The organism is Nocardioides flavus (ex Wang et al. 2016), from assembly GCF_014653115.1.
Taxonomy (GTDB): Bacteria; Actinomycetota; Actinomycetes; order Propionibacteriales; family Nocardioidaceae; genus Nocardioides; species Nocardioides flavus.
In genome coordinates this window covers 284,940-310,001 of the sequence record NZ_BNAD01000001.1, presented here as the reverse complement: position 1 = coordinate 310,001, position 25,062 = coordinate 284,940, and the positions used below count along the sequence as shown (strand labels likewise).

21 protein-coding genes are annotated in these 25,062 nt (G+C 73.9%); 12 read left to right on the top strand and 9 right to left on the bottom strand.

Features of this window, described 5'->3' with window-relative positions; genetic code table 11:
• Window positions 1-72: 72 nt before the first annotated feature.
• The 3 genes from pdhA (at window position 73) to IE200_RS01505 (ending at window position 3,844) form a co-directional block, all read left to right on the top strand.
• Window positions 73-1,218, top strand: coding sequence for a pyruvate dehydrogenase (acetyl-transferring) E1 component subunit alpha (pdhA, locus tag IE200_RS01515; protein WP_456237846.1), 1,146 nt, complete (start codon window positions 73-75; stop codon window positions 1,216-1,218).
• Window positions 1,215-2,198, top strand: a complete 984-nt coding sequence (locus IE200_RS01510; protein ID WP_191277584.1) for an alpha-ketoacid dehydrogenase subunit beta — start codon at window positions 1,215-1,217, stop codon at window positions 2,196-2,198. Before pdhA ends, IE200_RS01510 begins: the two co-directional genes overlap by 4 nt.
• A gap of 65 nt (window positions 2,199-2,263) precedes the next feature.
• A complete protein-coding gene (locus tag IE200_RS01505; RefSeq protein WP_191277583.1) occupies window positions 2,264-3,844 on the top strand; it encodes a dihydrolipoamide acetyltransferase family protein in 1,581 nt (526 codons plus the stop codon).
• A 123-nt stretch (window positions 3,845-3,967) separates the two neighbouring features.
• Here the strand turns inward: IE200_RS01505 and IE200_RS01500 are convergent, their stop codons facing one another.
• The gene (locus IE200_RS01500; RefSeq protein ID WP_191277582.1) at window positions 3,968-4,918 is read right to left on the bottom strand and encodes an NAD-dependent epimerase/dehydratase family protein; all 951 of its coding nucleotides are present in this window, start codon (window positions 4,916-4,918) and stop codon (window positions 3,968-3,970) included.
• A gap of 137 nt (window positions 4,919-5,055) precedes the next feature.
• Between IE200_RS01500 and IE200_RS01495 the strand changes: the two genes are divergently transcribed.
• Window positions 5,056-6,531, top strand: a complete 1,476-nt coding sequence (locus tag IE200_RS01495; protein ID WP_191277581.1) for a coiled-coil domain-containing protein — start codon at window positions 5,056-5,058, stop codon at window positions 6,529-6,531.
• Window positions 6,524-7,567: a coiled-coil domain-containing protein gene (locus tag IE200_RS01490; protein WP_191277580.1), complete on the top strand. Its 1,044-nt coding sequence runs from the start codon at window positions 6,524-6,526 to the stop codon at window positions 7,565-7,567. The genes IE200_RS01495 and IE200_RS01490 overlap by 8 nt, the downstream gene beginning before the upstream one ends.
• A 134-nt stretch (window positions 7,568-7,701) precedes the next feature.
• On the opposite strand, the gene IE200_RS01485 is transcribed toward IE200_RS01490, so the two are convergent.
• The 3 genes from IE200_RS01485 to IE200_RS01475 all read right to left on the bottom strand — a co-directional run bounded on the left by IE200_RS01485 (window position 7,702) and on the right by IE200_RS01475 (window position 11,356).
• Entirely contained in the window at window positions 7,702-9,174 is a 1,473-nt protein-coding gene (locus tag IE200_RS01485) for a carboxyl transferase domain-containing protein (RefSeq protein WP_191277579.1), read from the bottom strand.
• 74 nt (window positions 9,175-9,248) lie between these two features.
• Entirely contained in the window at window positions 9,249-10,781 is a 1,533-nt protein-coding gene (locus IE200_RS01480) for a M1 family metallopeptidase (RefSeq protein ID WP_191277578.1), read from the bottom strand.
• Complete coding sequence (locus IE200_RS01475) at window positions 10,778-11,356, bottom strand: RNA polymerase sigma factor (protein WP_191277577.1); 579 nt, start codon at window positions 11,354-11,356, stop codon at window positions 10,778-10,780. The genes IE200_RS01480 and IE200_RS01475 overlap by 4 nt, the downstream gene beginning before the upstream one ends.
• 20 nt (window positions 11,357-11,376) lie before the next feature.
• Between IE200_RS01475 and IE200_RS01470 the strand changes: the two genes are divergently transcribed.
• Window positions 11,377-12,861, top strand: a complete 1,485-nt coding sequence (locus IE200_RS01470; RefSeq protein ID WP_191277576.1) for a serine/threonine-protein kinase — start codon at window positions 11,377-11,379, stop codon at window positions 12,859-12,861.
• Here the strand turns inward: IE200_RS01470 and IE200_RS01465 are convergent.
• Entirely contained in the window at window positions 12,849-13,535 is a 687-nt protein-coding gene (locus IE200_RS01465; RefSeq protein WP_191277575.1) for a hypothetical protein, read from the bottom strand. The two genes, IE200_RS01470 and IE200_RS01465, sit on opposite strands and share 13 nt — an antisense overlap.
• On the bottom strand, window positions 13,532-14,182 hold the full coding sequence (locus IE200_RS01460) for a hypothetical protein (protein ID WP_191277574.1): 651 nt from the start codon (window positions 14,180-14,182) through the stop codon (window positions 13,532-13,534). Before IE200_RS01460 ends, IE200_RS01465 begins: the two co-directional genes overlap by 4 nt.
• Before the next feature lie 87 nt (window positions 14,183-14,269).
• Between IE200_RS01460 and IE200_RS01455 the strand changes: the two genes are divergently transcribed.
• A complete protein-coding gene (locus tag IE200_RS01455; protein ID WP_191277573.1) occupies window positions 14,270-15,514 on the top strand; it encodes an amidohydrolase family protein in 1,245 nt (414 codons plus the stop codon).
• Between the two features lie 23 nt (window positions 15,515-15,537).
• On the top strand, window positions 15,538-17,025 hold the full coding sequence (locus IE200_RS01450) for an amidohydrolase (RefSeq protein WP_191277572.1): 1,488 nt from the start codon (window positions 15,538-15,540) through the stop codon (window positions 17,023-17,025).
• Between the two features lie 143 nt (window positions 17,026-17,168).
• Here IE200_RS01450 and IE200_RS01445 read toward each other — a convergent pair whose 3' ends face one another.
• Complete coding sequence (locus tag IE200_RS01445) at window positions 17,169-18,350, bottom strand: PucR family transcriptional regulator (RefSeq protein ID WP_229855947.1); 1,182 nt, start codon at window positions 18,348-18,350, stop codon at window positions 17,169-17,171.
• A 104-nt stretch (window positions 18,351-18,454) separates the two neighbouring features.
• Here IE200_RS01445 and IE200_RS01440 point away from each other — a divergent pair, with 104 nt between their 5' ends.
• The 4 genes from IE200_RS01440 (at window position 18,455) to IE200_RS01425 (ending at window position 23,232) form a co-directional block, all read left to right on the top strand.
• Entirely contained in the window at window positions 18,455-19,585 is a 1,131-nt protein-coding gene (locus IE200_RS01440; RefSeq protein WP_191277570.1) for a ferredoxin reductase, read from the top strand.
• A gap of 76 nt (window positions 19,586-19,661) precedes the next feature.
• Window positions 19,662-20,894 carry a fatty acid desaturase family protein gene (locus tag IE200_RS01435; RefSeq protein WP_191277569.1) on the top strand — a complete coding sequence of 411 codons (1,233 nt, stop codon included), beginning with the start codon at window positions 19,662-19,664 and terminating at the stop codon, window positions 20,892-20,894.
• 485 nt (window positions 20,895-21,379) lie between these two features.
• The gene (locus tag IE200_RS01430) at window positions 21,380-21,628 is read left to right on the top strand and encodes a hypothetical protein (RefSeq protein WP_191277568.1); all 249 of its coding nucleotides are present in this window, start codon (window positions 21,380-21,382) and stop codon (window positions 21,626-21,628) included.
• A gap of 86 nt (window positions 21,629-21,714) precedes the next feature.
• Entirely contained in the window at window positions 21,715-23,232 is a 1,518-nt protein-coding gene (locus IE200_RS01425; protein WP_191277567.1) for a PQQ-binding-like beta-propeller repeat protein, read from the top strand.
• Here IE200_RS01425 and IE200_RS01420 read toward each other — a convergent pair.
• Together IE200_RS01420 and IE200_RS01415 are read right to left on the bottom strand one after the other, a co-directional pair.
• Window positions 23,229-24,158 (bottom strand): oxidoreductase, encoded by a 930-nt coding sequence (locus IE200_RS01420; protein WP_191277566.1) that lies wholly within the window; start codon window positions 24,156-24,158, stop codon window positions 23,229-23,231. The two genes, IE200_RS01425 and IE200_RS01420, sit on opposite strands and share 4 nt — an antisense overlap.
• The gene (locus IE200_RS01415; RefSeq protein WP_191277565.1) at window positions 24,155-24,985 is read right to left on the bottom strand and encodes a maleylpyruvate isomerase family mycothiol-dependent enzyme; all 831 of its coding nucleotides are present in this window, start codon (window positions 24,983-24,985) and stop codon (window positions 24,155-24,157) included. Before IE200_RS01415 ends, IE200_RS01420 begins: the two co-directional genes overlap by 4 nt.
• Window positions 24,986-25,062: the final 77 nt, after the last annotated feature.

Genomic DNA, 25,062 nt, shown 5'->3' with positions numbered 1-25,062 from the left:
GCAAGCCGTCGGCGTCCGGCGATCCCGTGACTGCCGCTGCCTGATTGTGAGGAGAGTGCGTTGTCCGATCCCGTGAGCTTCGGCCCCGACCTGGCGGATGTCTTCGGACCGTCCCAGACCGACGGTGGCCCCGACCTCGTCCAGCTGCTGACGCCCGAGGGTGAGCGCGTCCACCACCCCGAGTTCGACCACGACTTCTCCGCCGACGAGCTCCGCGGCCTCTACCGCGACATGGTCCTGACCCGGCGTATCGACGTCGAGGCGACCGCGCTCCAGCGCCACGGCGAGCTCGGCATCTGGGCCCAGCTCCTCGGGCAGGAGGCCGCGCAGATCGGCGCCGGGCGCGCGCTGCGCCCGCAGGACTACGTCTTCCCGACCTACCGCGAGCACGGCGTCGCCTACTGCAAGGGCGTCGACCCGCTCCGGCTGCTCGGCCTGTTCCGCGGCGTCGACCAGGGCGGCTGGGACCCCAACGAGAACAACTTCGGGCTCTACACGATCGTCATCGGCGCCCAGACCCTGCACGCCACCGGCTACGCGATGGGCATGCAGCGCGACGGCGTCGTCGGCACCGGCGACCCCGAGCGAGACGCGGCCGTCATCGCCCACTTCGGCGACGGCGCGTCCTCGCAGGGCGACGTGAACGAGGCGTTCATCTTCGCCGCCTCCTACAACGCCCCCGTCGTGTTCTTCTGCCAGAACAACCAGTGGGCCATCTCCGAGCCGATCGAGCGCCAGACCCGTATCCCGCTCTACCAGCGGGCCCTGGGCTTCGGCTTCCCGGGCATCCGCGTCGACGGCAACGACGTGCTGGCGACGTACGCCGTGACCAAGGCCGCGCTCCAGCGCGCCCGCGAGGGCAACGGCCCGTCCTTCGTCGAGGCCTACACCTACCGGATGGGCGCGCACACCACGACCGACGACCCCACGCGCTACCGCCTCAACGACGAGCTCGAGCACTGGAAGCTCAAGGACCCGATCGAGCGGCTCAAGGTCTACCTGCGCCGCAACGGCCTGGTCGACCAGGAGTTCTTCGACGACCTCGACGCCGAGGCCAAGGAGCTGGGCCACCACCTCCGCGAGGGGTGCAAGGCGCTGCCCGACCCCAAGCCGCTCGACCAGTTCGGCTACGTCTTCACCGAGATGACCGACGAGATCGCCCAGCAGCGCGACGAGTTCGCCGCCTACCTCGCGTCCTTCGAGGGGAGCCACGCATGAGCACGCAGAAGATCACTCTCGCCAAGGGCCTCAACATGGGCCTGCGCAAGGCCATGGAGGCCGACGACAAGGTCCTGCTCATGGGCGAGGACGTCGGCAAGCTCGGCGGCGTCTTCCGCATCACCGACGGCCTGCAGAAGGACTTCGGCGAGGACCGCGTCATCGACAGCCCGCTCGCGGAGTCCGGCATCGTCGGCACCGCGGTCGGCATGGCGCTGCGCGGCTACCGCCCCGTGGTCGAGATCCAGTTCGACGGCTTCGTCTACCCGGCGTACGACCAGATCGTGTGCCAGGTCGCCAAGTACACCTACCGCTCGCAGGGCAAGGTGAAGATGCCGATCGTCATCCGCATCCCCTTCGGTGGCGGCATCGGCGCGGTCGAGCACCACTCGGAGAGCCCGGAGGCGCAGTTCGCGCACACCCCCGGCCTCAAGGTGGTGGCCTGCTCCAACCCGGTCGACGGCTACTGGATGATCCAGCAGGCGATCGCCCACGACGACCCGGTCATCTTCCTCGAGCCCAAGCGCCAGTACCACGCCGACAAGGCCGAGCTCGACGAGTCGGCGACGCCCGACCCGCTGTTCTCCTCGCGCGTGGTGCGCGCCGGCTCCGACGCGACCGTGCTGGCCTACGGCCCGACGGTCAAGACCGCGCTCAAGTGCGCCGAGGCAGCCGAGTCCGAGGGCCGCAGCCTCGAGGTCATCGACCTGCGCACCCTCTCGCCGCTCGACATGGCCCCGGTCTACGAGTCCGTACGCCGCACGGGTCGCTGCGTGGTCACGCACGAGGCGCACGTCAACCTCGGCATGGGTGCCGAGCTCGCCGCGCGGGTCACCGAGCAGTGCTTCTACTCCCTCGAGGCCCCGGTGCTGCGCGTCGGTGCCTTCGACACGCCCTACCCGCCGTCGCGGATCGAGGAGGAGTACCTCCCCGACCTCGACCGGGTGCTCGACGCCGTCGACCGCACCTTCGCCTACTGACCCCAACCGCTGGTCGAGGAGGTCGCGCAGCGACCGTCTCGAGACCCGGTTCCGAAAGGATCCTGATGTCTGAGTTCCTCCTCCCCGACGTCGGCGAGGGCCTGACCGAGGCCGAGATCGTGGCCTGGAAGGTCAAGGTCGGCGACACCGTCGAGATCAACGACGTGATCGTGGAGATCGAGACCGCCAAGTCGCTCGTCGAGCTGCCGTCGCCGTTCGAGGGCACTGTCCTCGCGCTGCTGGTCGCCGAGGGCGAGACCATCCCCGTCGGCACCCCGATCATCTCGATCGGTGCCGAGGGCGACGCGCCCACCCCGTCGGCCGCCCCGGCCGCGGAGCAGACCGAGTCCGACCCCTACCTGGGCATGGCCCAGAAGGCAGGGCAGAAGGCAGGCGCCGCCGAGGTCTCCGCCCAGGTGGACGCGGCCGACATCGACCTGTCCAACCCGGCTGCCTCCGGCTCGATGGAGGGCGCGTCCCTCGTCGGCCGGATCAAGGCCGAGCGCGGGCCGATGCGTCGCGCCCGTCGCGGCTCGGCGTCGCCGAGCACGGTCGCCGGTGGCCAGACCCAGATGCAGGTGCAGGGCGCGTTCTCGCCCGGCGGCGCGCAGTCCGACGAGGTCATGCCGGCCGACGAGGCACCGGTGCCCGCGGTCGACCAGCGCCCCGCGCCGGCGGCTGCCCCGGCCGAGGCGCTCGTGCCCCCGACCGCGCAGGAGCCCGGCGCCGTACGTGCCCTGGCCAAGCCCCCGGTCCGCAAGCTCGCCAAGGACCTCGGCGTCGACCTGACCGCCCTGACCGGCTCCGGCCCGTCGGGCTCGATCACCCGCGACGACGTGCAGGGCGCTGCCAACGGCTCGGGCGGGCGGTCCATGCCCCAGCAGTACGCCGACCTCGCCGGCTCGAGCGACGGCCGTGCCGGTGTCGCACCGATGGCCGGTGCCCGCGAGACCCGCGAGCCGATCAAGGGCGTGCGCAAGATGATGGCGACGGCGATGAGCCAGTCCGCCTTCACCAGCCCGCACGTGACCGAGTGGATCACCGTCGACGTCACCGCGACCATGCAGCTCGTCGAGCGGCTCAAGGCGCGCCGCGAGCTGGCCGGCGTACGGATCAACCCGCTGCTCGTGCTCGCCCGCGCGGTGCTGATGGCGATGAAGCGCACCCCGGAGATCAACTCCTACTGGGACGAGGCCGCGCAGGAGGTCGTCTACAAGGGCTACGTCAACCTCGGCATCGCGGCCGCCACGCCGCGCGGCCTGGTCGTGCCCAACGTCAAGGACGCCGACGCCATGTCGATGGTCGAGCTGGCCGGGGCCCTCGGCGAGCTCACCGCCACCGCGCGCGACGGGAAGACGCAGCCGGCCGAGATGTCGGGCGGCACCTTCACGATCACCAACGTCGGCGTCTTCGGCGTCGACGCCGGTACCCCGATCATCAACCCGGGCGAGTCCGCGATCCTGTGCTTCGGCGCGATCAACAAGCGGCCCTGGGTGGACGAGGCCACGGGGGAGATCGTCGTGCGCGACGTGACGACGCTGGCGCTGTCGTTCGACCACCGGCACATCGACGGCGAGAAGGGCTCGCGCTTCCTCGCCGACGTCGCCGGGATCCTCCAGGACCCGGGCACCGCGCTCCTCTTCTGAACCACACGTGAGCGGGCACTTAGTGCCCGTCAGGCTCACCGACCGGGCACTTCGTTCCTCGACACGGGCACGAAGTGCCCGGTCGGCGTCCGGGACGGGCACGAAGTGCCCGGTCGGCGGATCTCAGCGGGCGTGCCAAGCCGCCAGCACCTCGGCCTCACGCTCGGGCGTGAGGGCGGTGACAGGGGAGTCGAGGCAGGCGGGAGCGGTCTCGGCGAGCGGCCGCAGCCGCAGGCCGGCGGCCACGGCCGGGCCCGGGTCGTGGGCGAGCATGCCGTCGTACGCCGGGCGCGGCAGCCACAGCGGCAGTGATCCCTCGCCGGCCCAGTGGGCGACGCCCTGGGCCTCGAGGAAGTCCTGGTCGACCCAGGTGAGGCGGGGGTAGTCCGCCCCGACGCCGGCGGCGGTGTGGGCGAGGAGCTCCCCGAGCGCCACGGGCCTGCCGACCGCGTCGTACGTCCCGGTCGTGCGGGACGCCGCGAGGTCGAGCAGCCAGTCGGCGAGGTCGCGCACGTCGATCACCTGTACCACGTCGTCGGGGCTGCCCGGTGCCAGGACCTCCCCGCCGCGGGCGAGGCGCTGCGGCCAGTACGCGAACCGGCCCGTCGGGTCGCCCGGCCCGACGATCAGGCCGGGGCGAGCGACCATCCACGACTCCGCCGTCTCCTGCACCGCCCGCTCGCACGCGACCTTCATGCCGCCGTAGGCCTCGGGGTCGACGGCGAGGTCGACGTCGTCGTCGATCGGGTCGAGGAGCGGCTCCATCGCCGACGAGCCGTTGTCGGCGTACACGCTGACGGTGGAGACGAAGACCCAGTGCGCCGAGGCTGTCGCGGCAACCGCGCGACGCACCTGCGACGGCAGCCGCGCGACGTCGACGACCGCGTCCCAGCCCCCGTCGGCCACCTCGGCCGGCGGATCGTCGGAGCGGTCCCACGGCAGGTGCGTGGCGCCCTCCGGCACGGGGCCGGACGTGCCGCGACAGGCGCAGGTGACGTCCCACCCGCGCGCGACTGCGCGGGCGGCGACCTCGCGCGAGAGGAACCGGGTGCCACCGAGCACGAGCAGCTTCATGGCCCCACCCCACCGGGTGGGATACTGCCGCGGCAAGGTCTTTCGCTGTGGGCGCAACCGATGGTTCGTCCCCCCTGTCGGGCACCGTCGCGCGCTGCGACAATGAGGGCCTCGGATCGTGTGGAAGGAGCGGGCGGATGGCTCACGACGCCGCCGCGGCAGCCTCGGGCGAGCCCACCACCTCGGCCCTCCTGGCTCGCGCGCAGCAGGTGGCCGACCAGCTGGTGGGCGAGGCCCGGCAGGAGGCCGACAGGCTGACCGCAGAGGTCGCCGTGCTGCGCGAGGAGCTGCGCTCCCTCAAGGCCGAGGCGGAGGCGGACCGCGCCGACGCCGGTCGGGCCCGCCGCCAGGCCGAGGAGGTGCTGGCCGGGGCGTCGGAGGAGGCGGCGACGATCGTCGTCGACGCCAACGAGCAGGCAGCCCTGCTGATGTCGTCGGCCTCCGCGGCCCGCGACGAGCAGGTCGAGGCCGCGCGCGTCGAGGGCGACCGGCTCCGGGCCAGCGCGCAGGAGGAGGCCGTCGCGCTCCGGGCCGAGTCGCAGCAGCTGCGCGACACCACGGCGGCCGAGACCTCCGCGCTCCTCGAGGCGGCCCGCGCCGAGGCCGAGGCTACCGTCTCCGCGGCGCAGGAGACGGCCGCCCGCCTCGTCGAGGAGGGCCGTGCCGGCGGTCAGCGCCACCTCGACACGGCCACCGCGGAGGCCGAGTCGCTGCGCGCCAGCGCCTCGACCGAGGCCGCCCGGATGCGCGACGAGACCGGGCTGCAGATCGAGGAGCTGCGCCGCAGCACCGGCGCCGAGGTCGACCGGATGCGACGCGCTGCCGAGGAGACCCTCGCGGCGGCCCGTGCGGAGAGCGAGGAGAAGCTCGCGCAGGCCGCGGAGCAGACCGCGTGGGCGACGCAGACCGTACGCTCCGTGCTGGCCGGTGCGGCGACGGAGGCCGACGCGATCCGCAAGGCCGGTCACGCCGACGTCGCCGCCCACACCCGGCTCGTACGCCGCCGCCTGCAGGGCGTGATCAACGCCGTCGCCGGGCGGATGGCCCTCCGGCTGGCCGAGGCCCAGCAGCGCGCCGACGACATCACCCGCGCCGCCGGGCTCGCGGCCGGGGAGATGGAGAGCGAGGCCAAGGCGGCCCTCGCCCGCGCCGAGGCCGAGGCGGCCCGCATCGTCGCCGACGCCACCGACGAGTCCGAGCGCGCGGTCGAGCGGCTCGAGCGTCGCCGGGCCGAGGCGGAGTCGGGCGCTGCCAGCCTGCGGGCCCTGGTGGCCGAGGAGGTCACCCGCAGCCGGTCCGAGGCGGCCGAGGAACGCCGCCGCGCGCGCGAGGAGTCCGTCGCGCTCGTCGCCGAGGGCCGTGCCGAGGCCGACCAGCTCCGCGAGAGTGCCCGCCGGGCCCTCGAGCGCGCCCGGGCCGAGGTCGCCGACCTGCAGGTGCAGCGCGACCGCATCGCCGCCGAGCTCGGGCAGCTGTCCGGCGTGATCGAGGCCCTCGCGGTGCCCGAGCGCCAGCCGGCCGCCGACGACCCCGGCGCCTCGCCCCCGCGCCCCACCCCGTACGTCCAGGACACCCCCCACCCCCCGCCACACCAGGAGAACCCCGATGCCTGAAGAGATGTTCACGACCGTGCGCCGCGGCTACGACCCGAGCGAGGTCGAGCGGGCGATCGGGCAGGCACAGGCCGAGGCAGCCGACCTGCGGCGACGCCTCGAGGCCGCCGAGGCAGCCGCCGAGCAGGCCCGTACGGAGGCCGCCGCGTCCCGCGAGGCCCTCGTCTCCCGCGAGGCCCAGCAGCCCGAGCTCCCGACGTACGAGCACCTCGGCGAGCGGGTCGGGCAGATCCTCTCCCTCGCGGAGACCGAGGCCGCCGAGATCCGCGACCGGGTGCTCGGCGAGGTCGAGACGCTGCGCAAGGAGGCCGAGCAGGAGGCCGGGGCGGTGCGGGCCGACGCCGACCGCTACGCCGAGGAGACCCGCCGCGACGCCGACGCCGACGGTGCCCGTCTGCTCGCCGACGCCCGCAAGGCCGCCGACGGTGAGCGTGACGCCGCCGAGCGCGACGCCTCAGCACGCCGCGCCGAGGCCGAGGCGCTCTTCGAGGACCAGCGCGCGAAGGCCGCCCAGGCCGCGGCCGACTTCGAGACCACGCTCGCGGAGCGCCGGCAGAAGGCGACCGCCGAGTTCCAGGCGCAGCAGGCCGCCGCGCAGGCCGAGCTCGACGCGATGGCCGCCCGCAACCGCGACACCGAGGCCACCCTCGAGCGCAGCCGCGCCGAGGCCGAGGAGCGGATCGCGCGGATGCTCGCCGACGCCGAGGAGCGTTCGACCACGATGGTGGCCGAGGCGCGCGCCTCTGCCGACCGCGTACGCGCCGAGTCCGAGCGCGAGCTCGCCGCGGCCGCGCAGCGTCGCGACAGCATCAACGCCCAGCTCTCCAACGTCCGCCAGATGCTCGCCACCCTCAGCGGCACCGCGGTGCCGGGGGTCGGCATGGCGCCGGCCGCTCCCGAGCAGGCTGCCGAGGCCGACCAGCCCGACGAGCCGGAGGCGGTGACCGAGGCCGAGGTGGTTGAGGCGCAGGAGGCGGCTGCCGCCGAGGCCGCCGAGCGCTCGGACGAGCCGGAGTCGCCCGGCGAGGAGCGGTGACGCACGCAGGTTCTGACCAGTCAGAACCTGCGTCACGCACCGCTCGAGCGGGCTTGCCCGTGGTCAGCGGTGCGTGAGACAGGTCTTGAGTAGTCAGAACCTGCGTCACGCACCGCTCGAGCGGCGACACACGCTCAGGCGTAGCGCCGCGCCCGCTGCTCCGGCGACCCCGGACCGGAGGCGAGCAGGGCGCTGAGCTCGTGCTCCAGCACCGCCCCGACGCGGCGGCAGAACTCCTCCGGCTCGTCGGCGGCGTCGGGCTTCTCGGCCACGATCCGGTCGACGATCCCGCGGCGGTGGAGGTCGATCGCGCGCACCTGCTGGGCACGCGCCATCTCCGCGGCGTGGTCGAGGTCGCGGTGCACGATCGCCGACGCGCCCTCCGGCGGCAACGGCGAGAGCCACGCGTGCTGGGCGGCCACCACGCGGTCGGCCGGCAGCAGCGCGAGCGCCCCGCCGCCGTTGCCCTCGCCGAGCATCAGGCACAGCGTCGGCGCGTCCAGCGTGACCAGGTCGGCCAGTGACCGGGCGATCTCGCCGGCGAGCCCGCCGTTCTCCGCGTCGGCCGACAGCGCGGCGCCCTGGGTGTCGATGACGGTCATCAGCGGCAGCCCGAGCTCGGAGGCCAGCCGCATCCCGCGCCGTGCCTCGCGCAGCGCCTCGGGGCCCAGCGGGTGGTCGGTCGTCTGGCCGCGCCGGTCCTGGCCCAGGAAGACGCACGGCGCCTCGCCGAACCGCGCGAGCGCGATCAGCAGGCCGGGGTCGCGCTCGCCCTGCCCGGTGCCGTTGAGGGGCACGACCTCGCTGGCGGCGTAGCGCAGCAGCCGGCGTACGCCCGGACGGTCGGGCCGCCGCGAGCGGGTCACGCAGTCCCAGGTGTCGACGTCGGGCACGTCCTCCTCCCCGGGGTCGGCGACCGGCGCGACGCCCTCGCGCGCCGCCATCAGCGTGGTCAGCGCGCGGTCGAGGATCTCGGCGATCTCCTCGGGCGGGAGGACGGCGTCGATGATGCCGTGGGCGTAGAGGTTCTCCGAGGTCTGCACGCCCTCGGGGAACGGGCGGTCGTAGAGCGCCTCGTAGACCCGGGGGCCGAGGAAGCCGACGAGCGCGCCGGGCTCGGCGACCGTCACGTGGCCCAGCGAGCCCCAGGAGGCCATCACGCCGCCGGTGGTGGGGTGGCGGAGGTAGACGAGGTAGGGCAGGCCGGCCGTACGGTGCGCGGCGACCGCGGCCGAGATGCGCACCATCTGCACGAACGCGGGAGTGCCCTCCTGCATCCGGGTACCGCCGCTGACCGGGGCCGCGACCAGCGGCAGTCCCTCGCGGGTGGCGCGCTCGATGCCGGCGACGATCCGGTCGGCCGCCGCTCGCCCGATCGAGCCGGCGAGGAAGCCGAACTCGCCCACCAGCACGCCGATGCGCCGCCCGTGGAGCCGTGCCTCGCCGGTGAGGACCGACTCGTCGACCCCGGACCTCTCCGCAGCGGCGGCGAGCTCGGCGGCGTACTCGTCGCTGACCCCCGCGCGCGACGGAGGGGTGTCCCACGAGGACCACGAGCCCTCGTCGAGCACCAGGTCGATCAGGTCGTGCGCGGTGAGGCGGGTCATTCCGGGAGGGTAGCCGCGGTCACGGGTGTCGTGACGGGACTTCGTCCGTCCTCGACCAGCAGCTCGGCCGGTGGTCAGCCCGCGGAGGGCACGCCCCGCGCAGGCGTCCGCCGACCGGTGATCCAGCGGTCGAAGAACGCCGACAGCTCGCGCCGGGTCTCGGCCTCCCAGTGGTCGTAGAGCTGCTCGCGGGAGGCGGAGGTGTTGTCGTTCTCGACGAGCCACGAGCGGGCGATGCCCCAGAACTCCTCGTCGCCCAGCTCGGTGCGCAGCTCCTCCCACATGAGGGCGGGCGTGTAGTAGATGTTGGAGCCGCCGAACTGCTGCGGGTCGTACGCCCCGGGCGGGCCGTACTGGTCGCGCAGCCGCTGGTCGACGGCGCGCGCGCTCCGCAGCGTCTCGCGCAGCGGGCGGATGTCGTGCTCGTCCTCGTAGGTCCACTGCAGCAGCATCGTCATGCCCTCGTTGAGCCACACGTCGCGCCAGTCGGACGGCGAGACCTGGTCGCCGTACCACTGGTGGACGATCTCGTGCGCGACCACCTGCGGGGACAGGACGTAGTCGTTGGTGCCGAGGGTGACCATCGTCTGGGTCTCCATCGCGCTCTGCGAGGCGGTGACGACGAGGCCGAGCGAGTCGAAGGGGTAGTCGCCGAGCCGCTCCTCGACCCAGTCGACGGTCGCGGCGGCGGTCCGGATCGAGTCGAGCGGGCGGGTCATGCCGCGCGGGGTCCAGTAGTCGACGCGCAGGCCCCCGGCGGTGGAGTTCTCGCTGTGGGCGTAGTCGCCGATGGCGAGGGTGATCAGGTAGGACGACGCCGGCTCGTCGAGCTGCCACGAGGTCGTCGTGCCGCCCTCGTCCTCCTCGAGCAAGGTGAGCTCGCCGTTGGCGATGCCGGTCCACCGCGGCGGCGCGTGGACGGTGATGTCGTAGAGAGCCTTGTCGGCCGGCTGGTCGTTGACGGGGTACCACGTGTAGGCGCCGTACGGCTCCTGCATAGTCCACACCTCGCCGGTGCGGGTGACGGTGAAGCCCGTCGTGGAGAAGTCGCTGCGGGTGGTGGGCGCGGGCGCGGGCTCGGGGGTGCCTGCGTAGTCGAGGGCCAGCTCGTAGCGCTGGTCCTCCTCGATCGGGGCGCGGACGACGAGGTCCTTGCCGCGCTCGACGACGCGGACGGGCTCACCGTCGAGCCTCGCCCCGGCGACGGTGAGCGGAGCGCCGAGGTCGAGCTGGAACCTCGGCGCCGTACGGGCGGCCCGGAAGGTGAGGACCGCGCGCCCGGTCAGGCGCTCGGGCCCGGGCTCCCACGTGAGGTCCAGGTCGTAGTGCAGGGCGTCGACGCGCGGGTCCCCGACCTCGGGGTAGACGCTGTCCTCGACCGGCGTCGAGACGGCCAGGTCGAGGTCCTGCTCGACCGGCTCGGTCACCACGGGGGCCGATGTGGCGACGGGGCTGTCGCCCGGGGACCCGCCGTCGGCGGGTGCGGCGGACCGTGGCGGCTCGAGCCCGTCGGGGCCGGTGTCCTCGGCGGAGCAGCCGGCGAGGGCGACGACGGTGGTGAGCGCGAGCGCCGCCGTGGTCGCGCGGTGCGCCGGGCGGCGTCTCACCGCTCGCCGCGCAGCAGCGGCCTGGCGAGCTTGCGCCCGTGGTGGATCTGCGCCTTGACGGTGCCCAGCGGGGCGTCGACCAGCGTGGCGATCTCGTCGTAGGGCAGGCCGTAGACGTCGCGCAGCAGCAGCGGCTCGACGTACTGCGGGTGGTCCTTCTCGATCGTGTCCATCGCCTCGAGCAGGTCGAGCCGGGTGCCGGCGATCACGCTGGTGGTGCGCGGGTCGGGGCGGTCGTGGGCGCCGTCCTCGAAGTCGGTCGGCGTGGCGAGGTTCTTGAGGCGTCGGTACGTCGTGCGCGCGCTGTTGACGGACACGATGTGCAGCCAGGTGGTGAACCGGCCGCGGGCACCCCACGAGCCGATCTTGGTGGCCACGTTGAGCATCGCCTCCTGGCAGGCGTCCTCGGCGTCGCCGGAGTAGGGCAGCACCCCGCGGCAGATGTTGAGCACCCGCGGACGTACGGCCGCGAGCAGTGTCTCCAGTGCGTCGCGGTCGCCGTCGCGCGCGCGGCGGGCCAGGTCGTCGATGTCGTCCGGCGCCAGCGCGTCGCCCGGGTCCCCCGAATAGCTCACGCCTGCACGATAATGCCCGGGTGTCCGCTCCCAGTCGTCTCGGTCGGTACCCGGTGCGTCGTCGCATCGGGTCGGGAGCCTTCGCGACCGTCTGGCTGGCCCACGACGACCACCTCGACTCCCTCGTCGCGATCAAGGTCCTGGCCGACAACTGGACCGACGACCTCCACGTCCGGCAGCGCTTCATCGAGGAGGGGCGCTTCCTGCGCAAGGTCGAGTCGCCCCACGTCGTGGCGGTCTACGACGCCGGCGTGCTCGAGGACGAGCGCCCGTACCTGGTGATGGCCTACGCCGACCAGGGCACGCTCGCCGACCGGCTCGAGGTGTCCGGCCTGTCCTCGGCGCAGGCGCTGACCGTGATCACCCAGGTCGGTCGGGGGCTCGAGGCGCTGCACGACCGGGGCGTGCTGCACCGGGACGTGAAGCCCGGGAACGTGCTGTTCCGCACGGTCGAGAACGGCCGCGGCTCGCACGTGGTGGCGATGCTGGGCGACCTGGGCCTGGGCAAGGCGATGGACATGTCGTCGCGGCTGACCATGGTCGGCGGCACCCCGGCGTACGTCGCCCCCGAGCAGGCGCTCGGCGAGCCGCTCGACCCGCGGGCCGACCAGTTCTCGCTCGCGGCGCTGAGCTACTACCTCCTCGCGGGGCGCCAGCCCTTCGACCACCGGAGCCTCGCCGCCGCGGAGGACCCGGCTCCGCCCCCGTCGATGGGCATCGACAACCCTGCCGCGGACGCTGTGGTCCTGCGGGGCCTCGCGAAGGACCGCGACGACCGGTTCGAGGACGTCGCGGCCTTCACCGCAGCGCTGGTCGAGGCGCTCGGTGGCGACGCGGGCGAGGAGCCGCGGGCGTGGATCCCGGTCGACCCCGACCTGGCCACGGAGGTACGCGCCGCGTCCACCGCTGCGGGAAGCACCGCCGGGAGCGCGTACGGATCGACGGCGGGCGACTCGTCCGCCGGTCGACGAGGCGGCGGGCGCCGGTGGCCGTGGGTGGCCGCGGCCGTGCTGACGCTGGCCGCCGGCACCGGCGCGGGCTGGGCCGCGGAGCGGGCCTCGACCTCGGAGCGCGAGGTCGAGGACGCCACGGGCACGATCGCCGTGACCGTGCCGGAGTCCTGGACGGCCCAGGTCGACCCCGAGCCGTGGACGCCGGCGGGGGGACGGGCGCAGCAGCCGTCGATCGCCTCGGGCACCCGGGAGGGGTGGAACTCCGAGGACGACCCGGCCCCCGGCGTGTTCGTCGGGATCCTGCCGGGCGAGAAGCTCCCCTCGCGCCTGCCCAGCCACCCGGAGTGCGGACCCTCGCGCGGGCCGATCTTCGACGAGCGCGACGGCGACGACTACATGACGACCTTCTCCTACGACTGCCAGGGCCTCGAGGTCACCGTCGAGCGGGTCGTGCGCCTCAACCAGAACCAGCTGCTGTGGATCCAGATCCGCAGCGACGAGCTCGGCACCGCCAACCGGGTGCTCGACTCGGTGACGACCTACGGCGTCTGAGCCGACTCGCCCAGCTCGACCCCGGACGCGACCCGGCTGACCAGGTCGCGCATGCCGGGCACGTCGACCTCGCGGCCGGTCACGGCGATCTCGACCTGGGCGTCGTCCGACCCGGTGAGGTCGAGCCACCGCAGGAAGCCGTGGCGCAGGTGGTTGGAGGTGATGAAGGAGAAGTAGAGGCTGTCGCCGGTCTCGGCGAGGACCTCGAAGCCGCTCTCGTCCTCGCGCAGCTCGTCGATGCGTCGGTCGAGCGTCCAGGCGATCGAGCGCCTGTTGCTGAGCACCTGCTCGACGCGCAGGACGTGGCCGAAGTCGGGCTGGTCGGGCGGACGCCACTGCCACTCGTTGAGCGAGTTCTCCGAGAACGTCCAGCCCTCCGGCACCGGCACCGACATCCGGAAGCCGCCGGCTCCGACCGTCTGCCGCTCCAACGGGATCGCGGGGGCCAGGGCGGGGATGTCCGGGTCGGGCAGCAGGTCGGGGACCGGGTCGACGGGCAGGCTCGGGGAGCTGGCAGCGACCGGCGCCGCGGCCCCCTGGCCGGACGGGTTCTCGCCCAGCACCCAGGAGGCGCCGAACCCGAGCGCGGCTCCGAGGACGAGCAGCAGGGCGAGCGCGGCGACCAGCCGCGGGGCGGTCGTACGGTCCCCGCGCGGCTCGACGGGGAGCGTCACAGGGGCCCGCCGCCGGCGCCGCGCATCCCGTCGGCCACAGTGTCGATGAGGTCCTTGGCCCCCTCGACGTCGCGCTCTCGCCCGTGCACGACGATCTCCACGTCGGCCTGCCCGCTGAGGTCCAGGTCGAGCCAGCGCATGAAGCTGTGCCGGGCGTTGCCCTCGTTGCTGCGGTAGGTGTACTCGAGCGAGGCCGCCCCGCGCCCGACGATGTCGACGTCCTGCTGCTCGTCACGCAGACGGGCGATGCGGATGTCGATCGCGTCCTCGATGGTGATGTCCTGGCTGTCGATCTGCTCGATCCGCATGACGTAGCTGTTGTTGGACGTGCCGGGCTTCTTCCACTTCCACTCGTTGCTGGCGTTGGCGTTGGTGCGCCAGCCGACGGGAGCGGGGAAGGTGATCTCGAACTTGCCCGTGCCCAACGTCGCCGGCGCCATCTCCAGGCCGGGCCGCAGGGCCGGGTCGTCGGGATCAGGAGCGGGCGGACGCGGCGCCTCGACGGGCATCTCGGGCCGCTGCGCCGGCACGGGCGAGGGCACACCCGAGCCGACGGCCGTGTCGCGGCTCTGTGCGGACGCGGCGTACCCGCCCCCGGCGCCGATCGCCAGGAGCGCCACCAGCACCACAGGCCCCCGCCACTCCACCCGACCCATTATGTCCGTCGCCTGGCTGGTCTGGTCCGGCGGCGCGACGGAGTGCACGTGGGGAGTCGCGTGGCGCACCATCGGTGGATGGGCAGGCGGTGGGCGGTCCGGGCCGATCGCGCCTTCGACGGGGAGCGGTTCCTGCCGGGTGGCGCGACGGTCGTGGTCGAGGGCGAGCGCATCGTCGGCGTCGAGTCCGCGGCGTACGTCCTGCCGCCCGAGGTGCCGGTGACCCAGCCCGCCGGGGAGCTGCCTGCCGGGACACTCCTGCCGGGGCTCGTCGACTGTCACGTGCACCTCGTCGCGTCGGGTGCGTTCCCGGGGACGCCGGGCAGCCTGGAGTGGGCAGGGGGCGCGACCCCCACCGCGGTGGACGAGGTGGTGACGGCGAGCCTGGCGACGCAGGTCGCGGCCGGCGTCACGACCGTCCGTGACCTCGGCGACGTGGACTACCGCGTCCTGGCCCACCGGGGGCGCGAGGCTGAAGGCCTCCCGCGTGTGGTGGCCGCCGGACCGCCGGTCACGATTCCTCTCGGGCACTGCCACTTCCTCGGCGGCGAGGTCGATCCCGACGACTGGACGACCCTCGACCGCGCGGTGTCCGCCCGCGTCGAGCGGGGCGTGGACGTGGTGAAGGTGATGGCCAGCGGGGGCTTCCTGACACCCGGCAGCGACCAGCTCGGCGCCCAGTTCGAGGTCGTCGCGCTGCGGCACCTGGTGGGCGGCGCGCACGCGGCGGGCCTCCGGGTGCTCGCCCACACGCACTCCGTGGCCGGGGCCGAGGTCGCCGTCGCCGCCGGGGTCGACGGCCTCGAGCACTTCACCTGCCTGGCCGAGGGCGGGGCCGGTGCCCCGCCCGGTCTGCTCGACCGGGTGGCGGCCGCGGGCGTCACCGTGGACCCCACGCTCGGCCAGGACACGTCGCGGTTCCCTCCGGTCTCGGCGATGCCGCCGCACCTCCTCGAGATGCTCGAGCGCCTCGGCATCACCGACCGCGACGCCCACTTCGCTCGCGTGGCACGCAACAGCGTGCGGTTGCGCGAGCACGGGATCCGTGTCGTCTCCGGCCTCGACGCCGGCGCGATGCCCGCCAAGCCGCACGGCCACCTGTGGCGGGCGGTCGCGGCGCTCGTCGAGGGTGGCTGGCCGGTGCCGGACGCCCTGGCGACCGCCACCTCGGGCGCGGCCGGGGACTGCGGCGTGGCGGCCGGTCGGCTCGCGCCGGGCCGCCTCGCCGACCTGCTGGTCGTGGACGGTGACCTGGCCGCCGACGTCACCGCGCTCGCCCGTCCCCTGGCCGTGTGGGTGGGTGGGGTCGCGGTCGAGAGGTGAGCGTCACCTCCTACGGTGGGCCCATGCTCCTCCGCAACGCCCGCCTCGTGGCCGTGACCGAGGCCGTGCCCGGCCTCGTCGACGTACGCCTCGACGACGGTCGAGTCGTCGAGGTCGGCACCGGCCTGGGCGCCGACGGCAGCGAGACGTACGACGCGGGCGGGCGCTGGCTGACGCCCGGCCTGTGGGACCAGCACGTCCACCTCGGCCAGTGGACGCTCGCCTCGGCGCGGCTCGACCTGGCGCCGGCGCGCTCGAGCGCCGACGCGGTCGCTGCGGTGCGTGAACGGCTCGCCGAGTGGCCCGACCTGCCAGTCATCGGGTGGGGGCACCGGCCGACCGCCTGGCCCGACAACCCGACCGTCTCGGACCTCGACGCCATCGACACCGACCAGCCGATCGTCCTGATCGCCGGCGACGGTCACCACGGCTGGCTCAACACCGTGGCGCTCCACATGCTCGCCCTCCCGACCCGCGACAGCGTGGTGAGCGAGGCCGAGTGGTTCATGGCCTACGGCCGCCTCAGCACGGTGCTCGGCACCGACGGCACCGGCCCCGACGCCTACCGCCGGTCGATGGAGGCCGCGGCCGCGCAGGGCGTCGTGGGCCTCGTCGACCTCGAGTTCAGCGGCGGCGTCGCCGACTGGGCCCAGCGCTGGACCGACGGCGCCGACCTGCTGCGGATCCGGCACGCGTGCTACGCCGACGGCCTCGACGACGTGCTCGCGCGCGGCCTGCGCTCGGGCGACCCGCTCGACGGCGACCCTCGTCTGACGATGGGCCCGCTCAAGATCATCAGCGACGGCTCCCTCAACACCCGCACCGCGTGGTGCTGCGAGCCGTACGCCGAGAAGGCCGTGGCCGGCGCCGAGGAGGGCCAGCCCAACCAGACCCCCGAGGAGCTGCGCGCCCTGCTCGGTCGGGCGGCAGCCGGTGGCCTCGATGTGGCGGTGCACGCCATCGGCGACCGGGCCGTGGCCGAGGCGCTCGCCGCCTTCGAGGACACCGGTGCGCGCGGCGGGATCGAGCACGTGCAGCTCACCACCCGTGACGACGTGCGCCGCATGGCGCGCCTCGGCGTACGGGCCAGCGTGCAGCCTGCCCACCTGCTCGACGACCGCGACGTGACCGAGCGGCTGTGGCCCGGGCGCGCGGAGCGCTGCTTCCCGCTGCGGTGGATGCTCGACGACGGCGTCGACGTCGTGCTCGGCTCCGACGCCCCGGTCTCGCCGCTCGACCCGTGGCTGGCGATCGCTTCCGCCGTGCACCGCTCCGGCGACGACCGCGAGCCGTGGCACCCCGAGCAGTCGATCACCGCGCGCGAGGCCCTCGCCGCCTCCACCGACGGGTGGGGGACGGTCGCGGTGGGGCACCCGGGCGACCTCGTCCTCCTCGACGCAGATCCTCTCGACGGCGCCTCCGACCGCGAGCACGCGCTGCGCCTGAGGTCCTTCGCCGACCAGGTCGTCGCGACGTGGGTGGCCGGCGAGGCGGCGTACACCCGTCCCTGACCTGTGCCGAGCGGTGCGTGATGCAGGTTCTGACGCCCCAGAACCTGCCTCACGCACCACAGCAGGCGGACGGCCCGGTGGGGTGGTGAGCAGCGCAGGTTCTGGGCGACGGAAACATGTCTCACGCACCGCCAACGGGGCACCTACGCCAGCGCGAGCGTCGCCTCGAGCACGAAGGCCGGGTCGTCGAGCCGGTCGCCGTAGACCTCCCGCAGCTGGCCCACCCGGTAGCGCACCGTCTGGGCGTGGACGAACAGCTCTTCCGCGACCGCGTCGCGGCGGCCGTGGTGGAGCAGCCAGCTGCGCAGCGTGTCGGTGAGCTTCTCCGCGGTCGAGGGCCGCAGGTCGGCGAGCGGGGCCAGGACCCGCGCGCGCAGGTCGGCGCGGGCCTCGGGGTCGGCGGAGAGGACGAGCGCGGCGAGGTGGTCGTCGGAGTCGACGAGGCCCTCGAGCCCGAGAGCGGCGCAGCGGAGCGTACGCCGGTGCGAGGCGGCTGCCTCGAGCCACGGGGTCGACGGCCCGACGACCGCGTCGGTGCCCTGCAGTGCGCGGAGCAGCGCACGCCGAGCGGTGGCCGACCCGGTGCCCGGCACCAGCAGCGAGGCGTGCCCCTCGGGCAGCCCCGGCACGTCGTCGGTCGGCTGGAGGGTGTGCGGGTCGAGCGCGGTGAGCGCGTGCGAGACCTGCGACTCCGGCAGCACGACCGCGGTGAGGGCGCCGGGAGGCTCCCACTCGGCGCGCTCGGCGGCTGCGGTGACCACGTCGGGTGGCGCGTCGCCGAGCAGCGCGCGGGCGAGGCGCTCGAGGTTGCGCTGCCGGATGCGGCCGCTGCTCTCGAGCTCGTCGGTGTGGCCGGCGACCGAGGCCGCCGACAGCTCGTCGATGTAGGCGAAGACCAGCTCGGCGAAGCGCGCCAGCTGGCCGGCGTCGATGCCCGCCTCGACGGCGGCGTCGGCCATGTCGCGCCACGACGTCCGAGCCCCGACGCGGTAGGCCGCGAGCAGCGCCTCGACCGTACGGCCGCTGCGCGCCTCGCCGCGGCCGAGCTGGTAGGCGCCCTCGATCGCCGGGGCCCGCGGGGCCTCCGCCCCCTGGCGGGTGGCGAGGGTGAGGAAGCCGCCGAGGGCGAGCTGCACCGCGTTGCGGATCACCTCGCCCATCCGGCCGGTGAGCGCGCCGGCATAGCTCGGCACCTCGTCGATGATGGCGAGCACCGCGCGGTCGGCCACCTCCGCCAGGCGCGAGCGCAGTGCGTCGGCCACGGTCGGGTCGAGACCCACGATCGTCTGCATTTGTGTGCCCGGGCGCACAGGACGTTCGTCCATCGGGGTCTCCCCTCGCCATGATTGTTCGCAGCGAACAAGAGTCTAGACGCGATTCACGTGCGCAGGGCAGGAAGATGGGCCCGTGATCCGCGACATTTGATGACATGACCACGACTCTCGAGCCGCCCGCACGCGGCAGCGCCCGGAGCCGTCGACTGGGCGACCACCTCGTCCGCGTCGCCGAGGCCGCCACCACGCCCTACCTTCCCGCCGACTTCATGGACCTCTTCGCGCCCCTGCGCTCGGGCGCCGACCTGCGCGGTCGCATCGAGTCCGTCACCCCGGAGACCGCCGACGCCGCCACGATCGTGATCCGCCCGGGTGCGGACTGGGCCGGCCACGTGCCCGGCCAGTACCTCCGCATCGGCATCGACGTGGACGGCGTACGCCAGTGGCGTGCCTACTCGCTCACCCACGGTCCGCGCCGCGACGGTCGCATCTCGATCACCGTCAAGGCCGTGCCCGACGGGCTCGTCAGCAACCACCTCGTCCACGAGGCCCGCCCCGGCACCCTCGTCCACCTCGAGCAGGCCGCAGGCGAGTTCGTCCTGCCGCCCGCGGGCGGCAAGTTCCTGATGGTCACCGCCGGATCCGGCATCACCCCGGTGATCGGCATGCTGCGCAACCTGTTCCCCAGCACCGACGACGGCGTCCTGCGCCCGGCGCGCAGCGCCGACCACGACATCGTCGTCGTGCACGTGGCGCCCAGCCACCCCGACTCGATCTTCATCCGCGACCTCGAGGCGCTCGACGCCGCCGGCGCGATCCGCCTCGTCGCCCGCTACGACGACGAGCACGGCGTGCTCGACGTCGACGACCTGGCCACGCTCGTGCCCGACCTCGCCGAGCGTCGCACCCTGGCCTGCGGGCCCGCGGGCCTGCTCGACGCCCTCGCCGCCCACCACGAGGCCGCGGGCATCAGCCTGACCACCGAGCAGTTCAGGACCGCGCGGGTCGAGCCCGGCGACGGCGGGACCGTCACGTTCAGCTCCGGCACCAGCCTCGACCTCGACGGCGCGACGCCGATCCTCGACGCCGCCGAGGAGGCGGGGATGCTCATGCCGAGCGGGTGCCGGATGGGCATCTGCATGGGCTGCGTGATCCCGCTGCGCGAGGGCAGCGTCCGCGACCTGCGCAACGGTGCCATCACCACCGCCGTTCCCGGCGAGACGGGCGACATCAAGGTGCAGACCTGCATCAACGCCGCCGCCGGCCCCTGCCACATCGACCACTGACCGACACCCCCGCAGGTCTCGTGACGGTCGCCGAGCGGCCTCCCCGACCTCCGCAGCACCGGAAGGAACCCTCCCGATGACCACGATCCAGAAGAAGGCCGTCCTCGGCCAGACCAACCCCATCGCCCACCTCACCGAGGCCGACATCGAGCAGCTCGGCATCGAGCTCGACGCGATCCGCCAGGAGGTGCTCGACACCCGCGGCGCCGCCGACGCGGCGTACATCCGGCGCGTCATCGACACCCAGCGCAAGATCGAGCTCGGCTCGCGCGCGGTGCTGCTCTTCAGCGCCTTCCCGCCGGCGTGGATCCTCGGCACGCTCGGCCTGAGCGTCTCCAAGATCCTCGACAACATGGAGATCGGCCACAACATCCTGCACGGCCAGTGGGACTGGATGCGCGACCCCAAGATCCACTCCAGCACCTGGGAGTGGGACATGGCCTCGCCCGCCGAGCAGTGGAAGCACAGCCACAACGAGCTGCACCACACCTACACCAACGTCATCGGCAAGGACAACGACCTCGGCTACGGCATCATGCGCGTCGACGAGGACCAGCCCTGGACGCCCGCCTCGCTCGCCCAGCCGGTGTTCTGCTTCATCAACGCGGTCTTCTTCGAGTACGGCATCGCCGCCTACGACCTCGAGCTCGGCGCGGTCGTCGCCAAGAAGCAGACCAAGGACCCCGAGTTCCGCCGCCGCGCCAAGCAGGTCCTCAAGAAGATCCGCAAGCAGGCCACCAAGGACTACGTCGTCCACCCGCTGCTGTCGATCCCGACCGGCTCGTTCCTGCCGACCCTCGCGGCCAACTTCACCGCCAACGTGGTCCGCAACCTGTGGTCCAACTCGGTCATCCTCTGCGGCCACTTCCCCGAGGGCGTCGAGACCTTCGAGAAGCGCTCGATCGAGGGCGAGACCAAGGGCGAGTGGTACGTCCGCCAGATGCTCGGCAGCGCCAACATCTCCGGATCGAAGGCCCTGCACGTGATGACGGGCAACCTGTCGCACCAGATCGAGCACCACCTGTTCCCCGACCTGCCGTCGAACCGCTACGCGGAGATCGCCCCCAAGGTCCAGGCGCTGTTCGAGAAGTACGACCTGACCTACTGCGCACGTCCGATGCCGCAGCAGGTGGCCTCGGCCTGGCACAAGGTCATCCGGCTCTCGCTGCCCAACGGCTGGCTCGCCACGACGAACAAGAAGAACGCGCCGCAGCAGCTCGCGATCCTCTACAAGATGGCCACCGGCGACCGTCGTACGCGCCGCCTGCTGGGCCGCAAGCTCGAGAGCGAGGCCCGCGCGGCCGCCTGACCCGTACGTCCTTCCGACATCCGTCAGGGACGGATGTATCAGGACGGCCCCATCGGTCTCCTAGGTGTCGTGACCACTCGACACGGGGAGAAGAGATGAGCACGAGCACCACCAGGGGGAACGGTACGTCGGGCGCGGCCCGATGATCCGCATCGGCTCCGTGGGGGAGCCAGGGCACGACGTGCGCGCACAGGGAACGCGCCCGTCGGTGCCGCGGCAGCGCGGCGCGGTGGACGTGGGGTCCACGGCGCGCCCGCCTGCTGCGTGACACACACCAGGCAGACCGGCGGTGCAGGGGACCGCCGGTCTGTCGCACGTCTGCGTCCCGTCAAGGAAGCGGTGCCTCCGGCCGGCTGGTCCAGACCGTCTCCTCCAGACTTCCCGAAGGGTTCCCCTAGTCCCTGATGCCTCTCCGGAGGCGCTCCTAACCTCGTTGTCGGGTGGTCCGTGGGGGACCGCCTGTGGGGATCAGGAGGAGTCGGCTCATGAAGCACGACCGGGACAACCAGGGGATCGACCTCACCGGGCGCATCAAGTCGCTCGAGCAGTTCACGGGGTCGTTGGTCGCACGGCAGCCGGAGGTCGGCCACGAGCCGATCCCGATCCACGAGGCCCCGCCGACGCGGGTGCCCACCCCCCGGCGCTCGCGCGTCTTCCTGCGCGGTGGCGGCGGGCACGGCGTCTTCGCCGAGCTGACGCTCACGGCACCGCACCCGCACGTCGCGATGGACTGACCGCGTACGGAGGGTGTGACCGACCGCACCGGGCCGTCCCGATGCGCCTGCGCCGAGCGGACGGACGGCTCACCTAGAGTCGCCCGGTGGTCTGGCTGGTCGGCGCACTCGCCCTGCTCTGGGTGTCGCTCGGCCCCGTCGTGGTGCTCCTCGCCGCCGCCCTCCTCTGCGTCCCGCAGGTGCGCTGGTGGGTGCAGGACCGCGCGTACGTGAGCCGCCGGGCGGCCGCCGGCACGGCCGCAACCGTCGCCGTCGTCGCCGCCGTGGTCGTCGTGGTGCCCGACGGCTGGCTGCCGATCCCGCCGGCGCCGGGCGTGCGGTCCGGGCCGTCGTACGTCGGGCGCCCTGCGTCGCCGCACCCCGTCCAGGTCGCCGAGGCCCGCCAGAACCCCCACCGCGTCGCCGGCCCCCCCACCGCCCGTCCCGGCCCGCTCGGCCACCAGCCGCAGGTCGACACGGCGTGGTACGGACTGCAGCGCTGCGGCCGGCTCGAGCCGATCTCGACCGGCCACCTCGTCGCGCTCTGCACCAGCGGGTCCGGGCGCAGCGTCCGGCTGGTCGACCCCGAGTCCCTCCGGCCGGTCGCGACGCAGGAGCTCCCCGACCTTCCGGACGACACCGACGACGGGGGTTCCTGCGACGGCGACGCAGGCTACGTCGACGCGACCGACCGCGCCGTGGTCGCGAGCGGCGACCGCCGGGTGCTCGCGGTCCGGACCGCCACCGAGGGCGAGCCCGGCCTGGCGACCGCCGACGAGTGGGACCTCAAGCCGTACGTCCCGCACCGGGACTGCCTCGTCAGCGTCGCGCCCGACTGGTCGGGCCGGATCTGGTGGGTGTCGCGGGCCGGGCTCGTCGGCACCGTCGACCCGGCCACCGGGCAGGTCGGCGTCACCGACCTCGCCGAGGAGGTCGCGCGCGACCTGACGACCGACGAGGGCGGTGCGTACGTCGTCACCGAGGAGGCGCTGCATCGCCTGGCGCTCGGGGCGGACGGCACGCCCCAGCCGGTCTGGCGCACGGAGTACGCCGGGTCCAGCGGGTCCGCGCCCGTCCTCCTCGACGGCGGCGTCGTGGCGATCACCGACGAGGTCGACGGCCGTCTCGGGGTGCTGCTCGTGGCCGGCGCCGACGGCCGGCAGGTGTGCCGGCAGTCGGTCTTCGAGGAGGGCGACGGCAGCACCGACAGCGACCTCGCCCCGCTCGGCACCGGGGTCGCGGTGGTCAACAACGACGGCTACTCGTCCCCGGGCAGCACCCTGCTCGGGTTCACCTCCCAGCCGGGCATCGCCCGCGTCGACCTCGTCGACGGCGCCTGCGTGCTCGCCTGGACCAGCGACGCCGTCTCGCCGGCGTCGGGCGTGGTCGCGAGCCACGCCAACGGGCTGCTCTACGCCTGGACCAAGAGGCCGTCCCTGGTCGGCGTCAGCGCGTGGTACCTCACGGCCCTCGACGCCGACACCGGCCGCAACCGATGGAGCGTACGCACCGGGACCGGCCTGCTCGCCGGCAGCGACGGGTCACGGATCACCCTGGACCGCGACGGTGCCGCGTGGATCGGGACCCTCGCCGGGCTGGTCCGGGTCCGCGACCGCAGCCGCTAGGGCCAGCTCAGGCCCACCGTCGACTCGCTGGTCTCCCACAGCCGACGCTGGGCCACCTCGTCGCGCGCGAGGGCGGACGTGCCCACGACCTGCGGGGGGCCCGACGCCTCGCCCGGCCCGCGCGGACCGACGTACGTCCCGCCCGGCAGGTCCGCGGTCGCGGCCATCAGGGTCGGCCAGGCGCCGGCCTCCGCGGACTGCGCCACCAGCTTGACGGCGGCGTCCAGGATCGCAGCACGGCGGCCCTGCGCGGTGCCGAGCTGGCCGTTGACCGCGAGGTGAGTGCCGGCGAAGCCGGGGTGGGCCGCGAGGGCGCGGACCGGCAGGCCGGCGCGGCGCAGCCGGCGGTCGAGCTCGAACGTGAAGAGCAGGTTGGCGAGCTTGGTCTGCCCGTAGACGCCCCACCGGCTGTAGCGCCGGGGCGCCCGCGGGTCGCCGAGCGGCGCCGACCGCGCGACCCGGTGCATCTGCGAGGAGAGGGTGACGACCCGTCCGTCGCCCGACGCCGCGAGCTGCTCGAGCAGCAGACCCGTCAGGAGGAACGGGCCGAAGTGGTTGGTCGCCATCTGCGACTCCAGGCCGTCGACGGTCCGGTGCAGCGGCGGGGCCATGATGCCGGCGTTGTTGACCAGCAGGTCCAGCGGCCCGAGATCGGCCGCTGCCGCGCCGGCACGGCGCACCGACCCGAGGTCGGACAGGTCCACCACGAGGTGCTCCGTCCGGGCGCCCGGGACCCCGTCGGAGATCGCCGCGGCCGCGGCCTCGAGCTTGTCGGGCGTACGACCTGCCAGGACCACCCGCGCGCCCCGGCGGGCGAGCTCGAGGGCGGTGTGGAACCCGAGCCCGCCGAGGGTCGGTCCGGTCACGAGCGCCGTGCGGCCGGTCTGGTCGGGGATGTCGGCCGTCGTCCAGGCGGCGCCGCTCACGGGGTCACCGCCATCGCGGCGAGCACGCGTGCGCCGAGCTCGGCGTCACCGGTGACGCGCACGTCGCCGGGACGGGCCGCGCGTCGGCCGCCCGCCAGCAGCACGAAGGTCTCCCGGTCCGTCGTCAGGGCGACGGTCGGCTCGCCGTCCTCGCCGGGGGTCAGACGGCCCCGACCGTCGTCGCCGACGACCGCGGCGACGGGCGCGTGCCCGGAGACGTCCAGGCGTACGACCGTGCCGGCCGGTGCCGCGGCGCGCTTGGCGACGATGAACGGGAGGCTCTGCATGAGGTGGTCGGCCGAGTGGACCGCCGCGGCGGAGTCGAGGTTGCCGGGCCGCCCCAACGCGCGGCGTACGTCCTGCTCGTGCATCCACACGTCGAGGGGGCGGTTGCGCAGCAGCTGTCCGGTCGTCCAGCCGATGGCGCCGAAGACGCCGGGCGCCGGAGCCGACGCGTCCGTCGGCGGATCCGCGAGCAGCTGGGTGTGCCGCGCGGTCGTCGACTCGCGGATCTCGGTGATGAGCGCGTCGCCGGGGACGTCGCGGCGGGCGATCACCCCCTGCTCGGTGAACTGCCCCATCATCCCGCGCGCGTGCGGGGCGTCGACGACCTCGACGTCGTCGTGCGGTCGTCCGGCCAGCAGGGCCTCGAGGTGGGCGGTGTGGGCGGCGACGGCGTGCACGTCCCAGCCGGGCAGGTCGGTCGGCGTCGACCACTCGTCGTCCCCGACGTGCTCGAGCACCGCGGCGAAGGAGTCGACGGCCTCCCACCACACGGTCACCAGGACGGACAGGTTCTCGGCGTCGGTCGCCGTGGGGTCGGTCATGGGGGAAGGGTAGGCGGCGGTGCCAGCCACACCCGAGGGTGAGGGTGCTCGGATTCGCCCGTGCGCGGCCCTACGCT

Excerpts from the sequence above, each read along its gene's own strand:
- IE200_RS01510 (WP_191277584.1), top strand. The coding sequence starts at position 1,215 with ATGAGCACGCAGAAGATCACTCTCGCCAAGGGCCTCAACATGGGCCTG.
- IE200_RS01505 (WP_191277583.1), top strand. The coding sequence starts at position 2,264 with ATGTCTGAGTTCCTCCTCCCCGACGTCGGCGAGGGCCTGACCGAGGCC.
- IE200_RS01500 (WP_191277582.1), bottom strand. The coding sequence starts at position 4,918 with ATGAAGCTGCTCGTGCTCGGTGGCACCCGGTTCCTCTCGCGCGAGGTC.
- IE200_RS01495 (WP_191277581.1), top strand. The coding sequence starts at position 5,056 with ATGGCTCACGACGCCGCCGCGGCAGCCTCGGGCGAGCCCACCACCTCG.
- IE200_RS01490 (WP_191277580.1), top strand. The coding sequence starts at position 6,524 with ATGCCTGAAGAGATGTTCACGACCGTGCGCCGCGGCTACGACCCGAGC.
- IE200_RS01485 (WP_191277579.1), bottom strand. The coding sequence starts at position 9,174 with ATGACCCGCCTCACCGCGCACGACCTGATCGACCTGGTGCTCGACGAG.
- IE200_RS01455 (WP_191277573.1), top strand. The coding sequence starts at position 14,270 with ATGGGCAGGCGGTGGGCGGTCCGGGCCGATCGCGCCTTCGACGGGGAG.
- IE200_RS01450 (WP_191277572.1), top strand. The coding sequence starts at position 15,538 with ATGCTCCTCCGCAACGCCCGCCTCGTGGCCGTGACCGAGGCCGTGCCC.
- IE200_RS01445 (WP_229855947.1), bottom strand. The coding sequence starts at position 18,350 with ATGGACGAACGTCCTGTGCGCCCGGGCACACAAATGCAGACGATCGTG.
- IE200_RS01440 (WP_191277570.1), top strand. The coding sequence starts at position 18,455 with ATGACCACGACTCTCGAGCCGCCCGCACGCGGCAGCGCCCGGAGCCGT.
- IE200_RS01435 (WP_191277569.1), top strand. The coding sequence starts at position 19,662 with ATGACCACGATCCAGAAGAAGGCCGTCCTCGGCCAGACCAACCCCATC.
- IE200_RS01430 (WP_191277568.1), top strand. The coding sequence starts at position 21,380 with ATGAAGCACGACCGGGACAACCAGGGGATCGACCTCACCGGGCGCATC.
- IE200_RS01415 (WP_191277565.1), bottom strand. The coding sequence starts at position 24,985 with ATGACCGACCCCACGGCGACCGACGCCGAGAACCTGTCCGTCCTGGTG.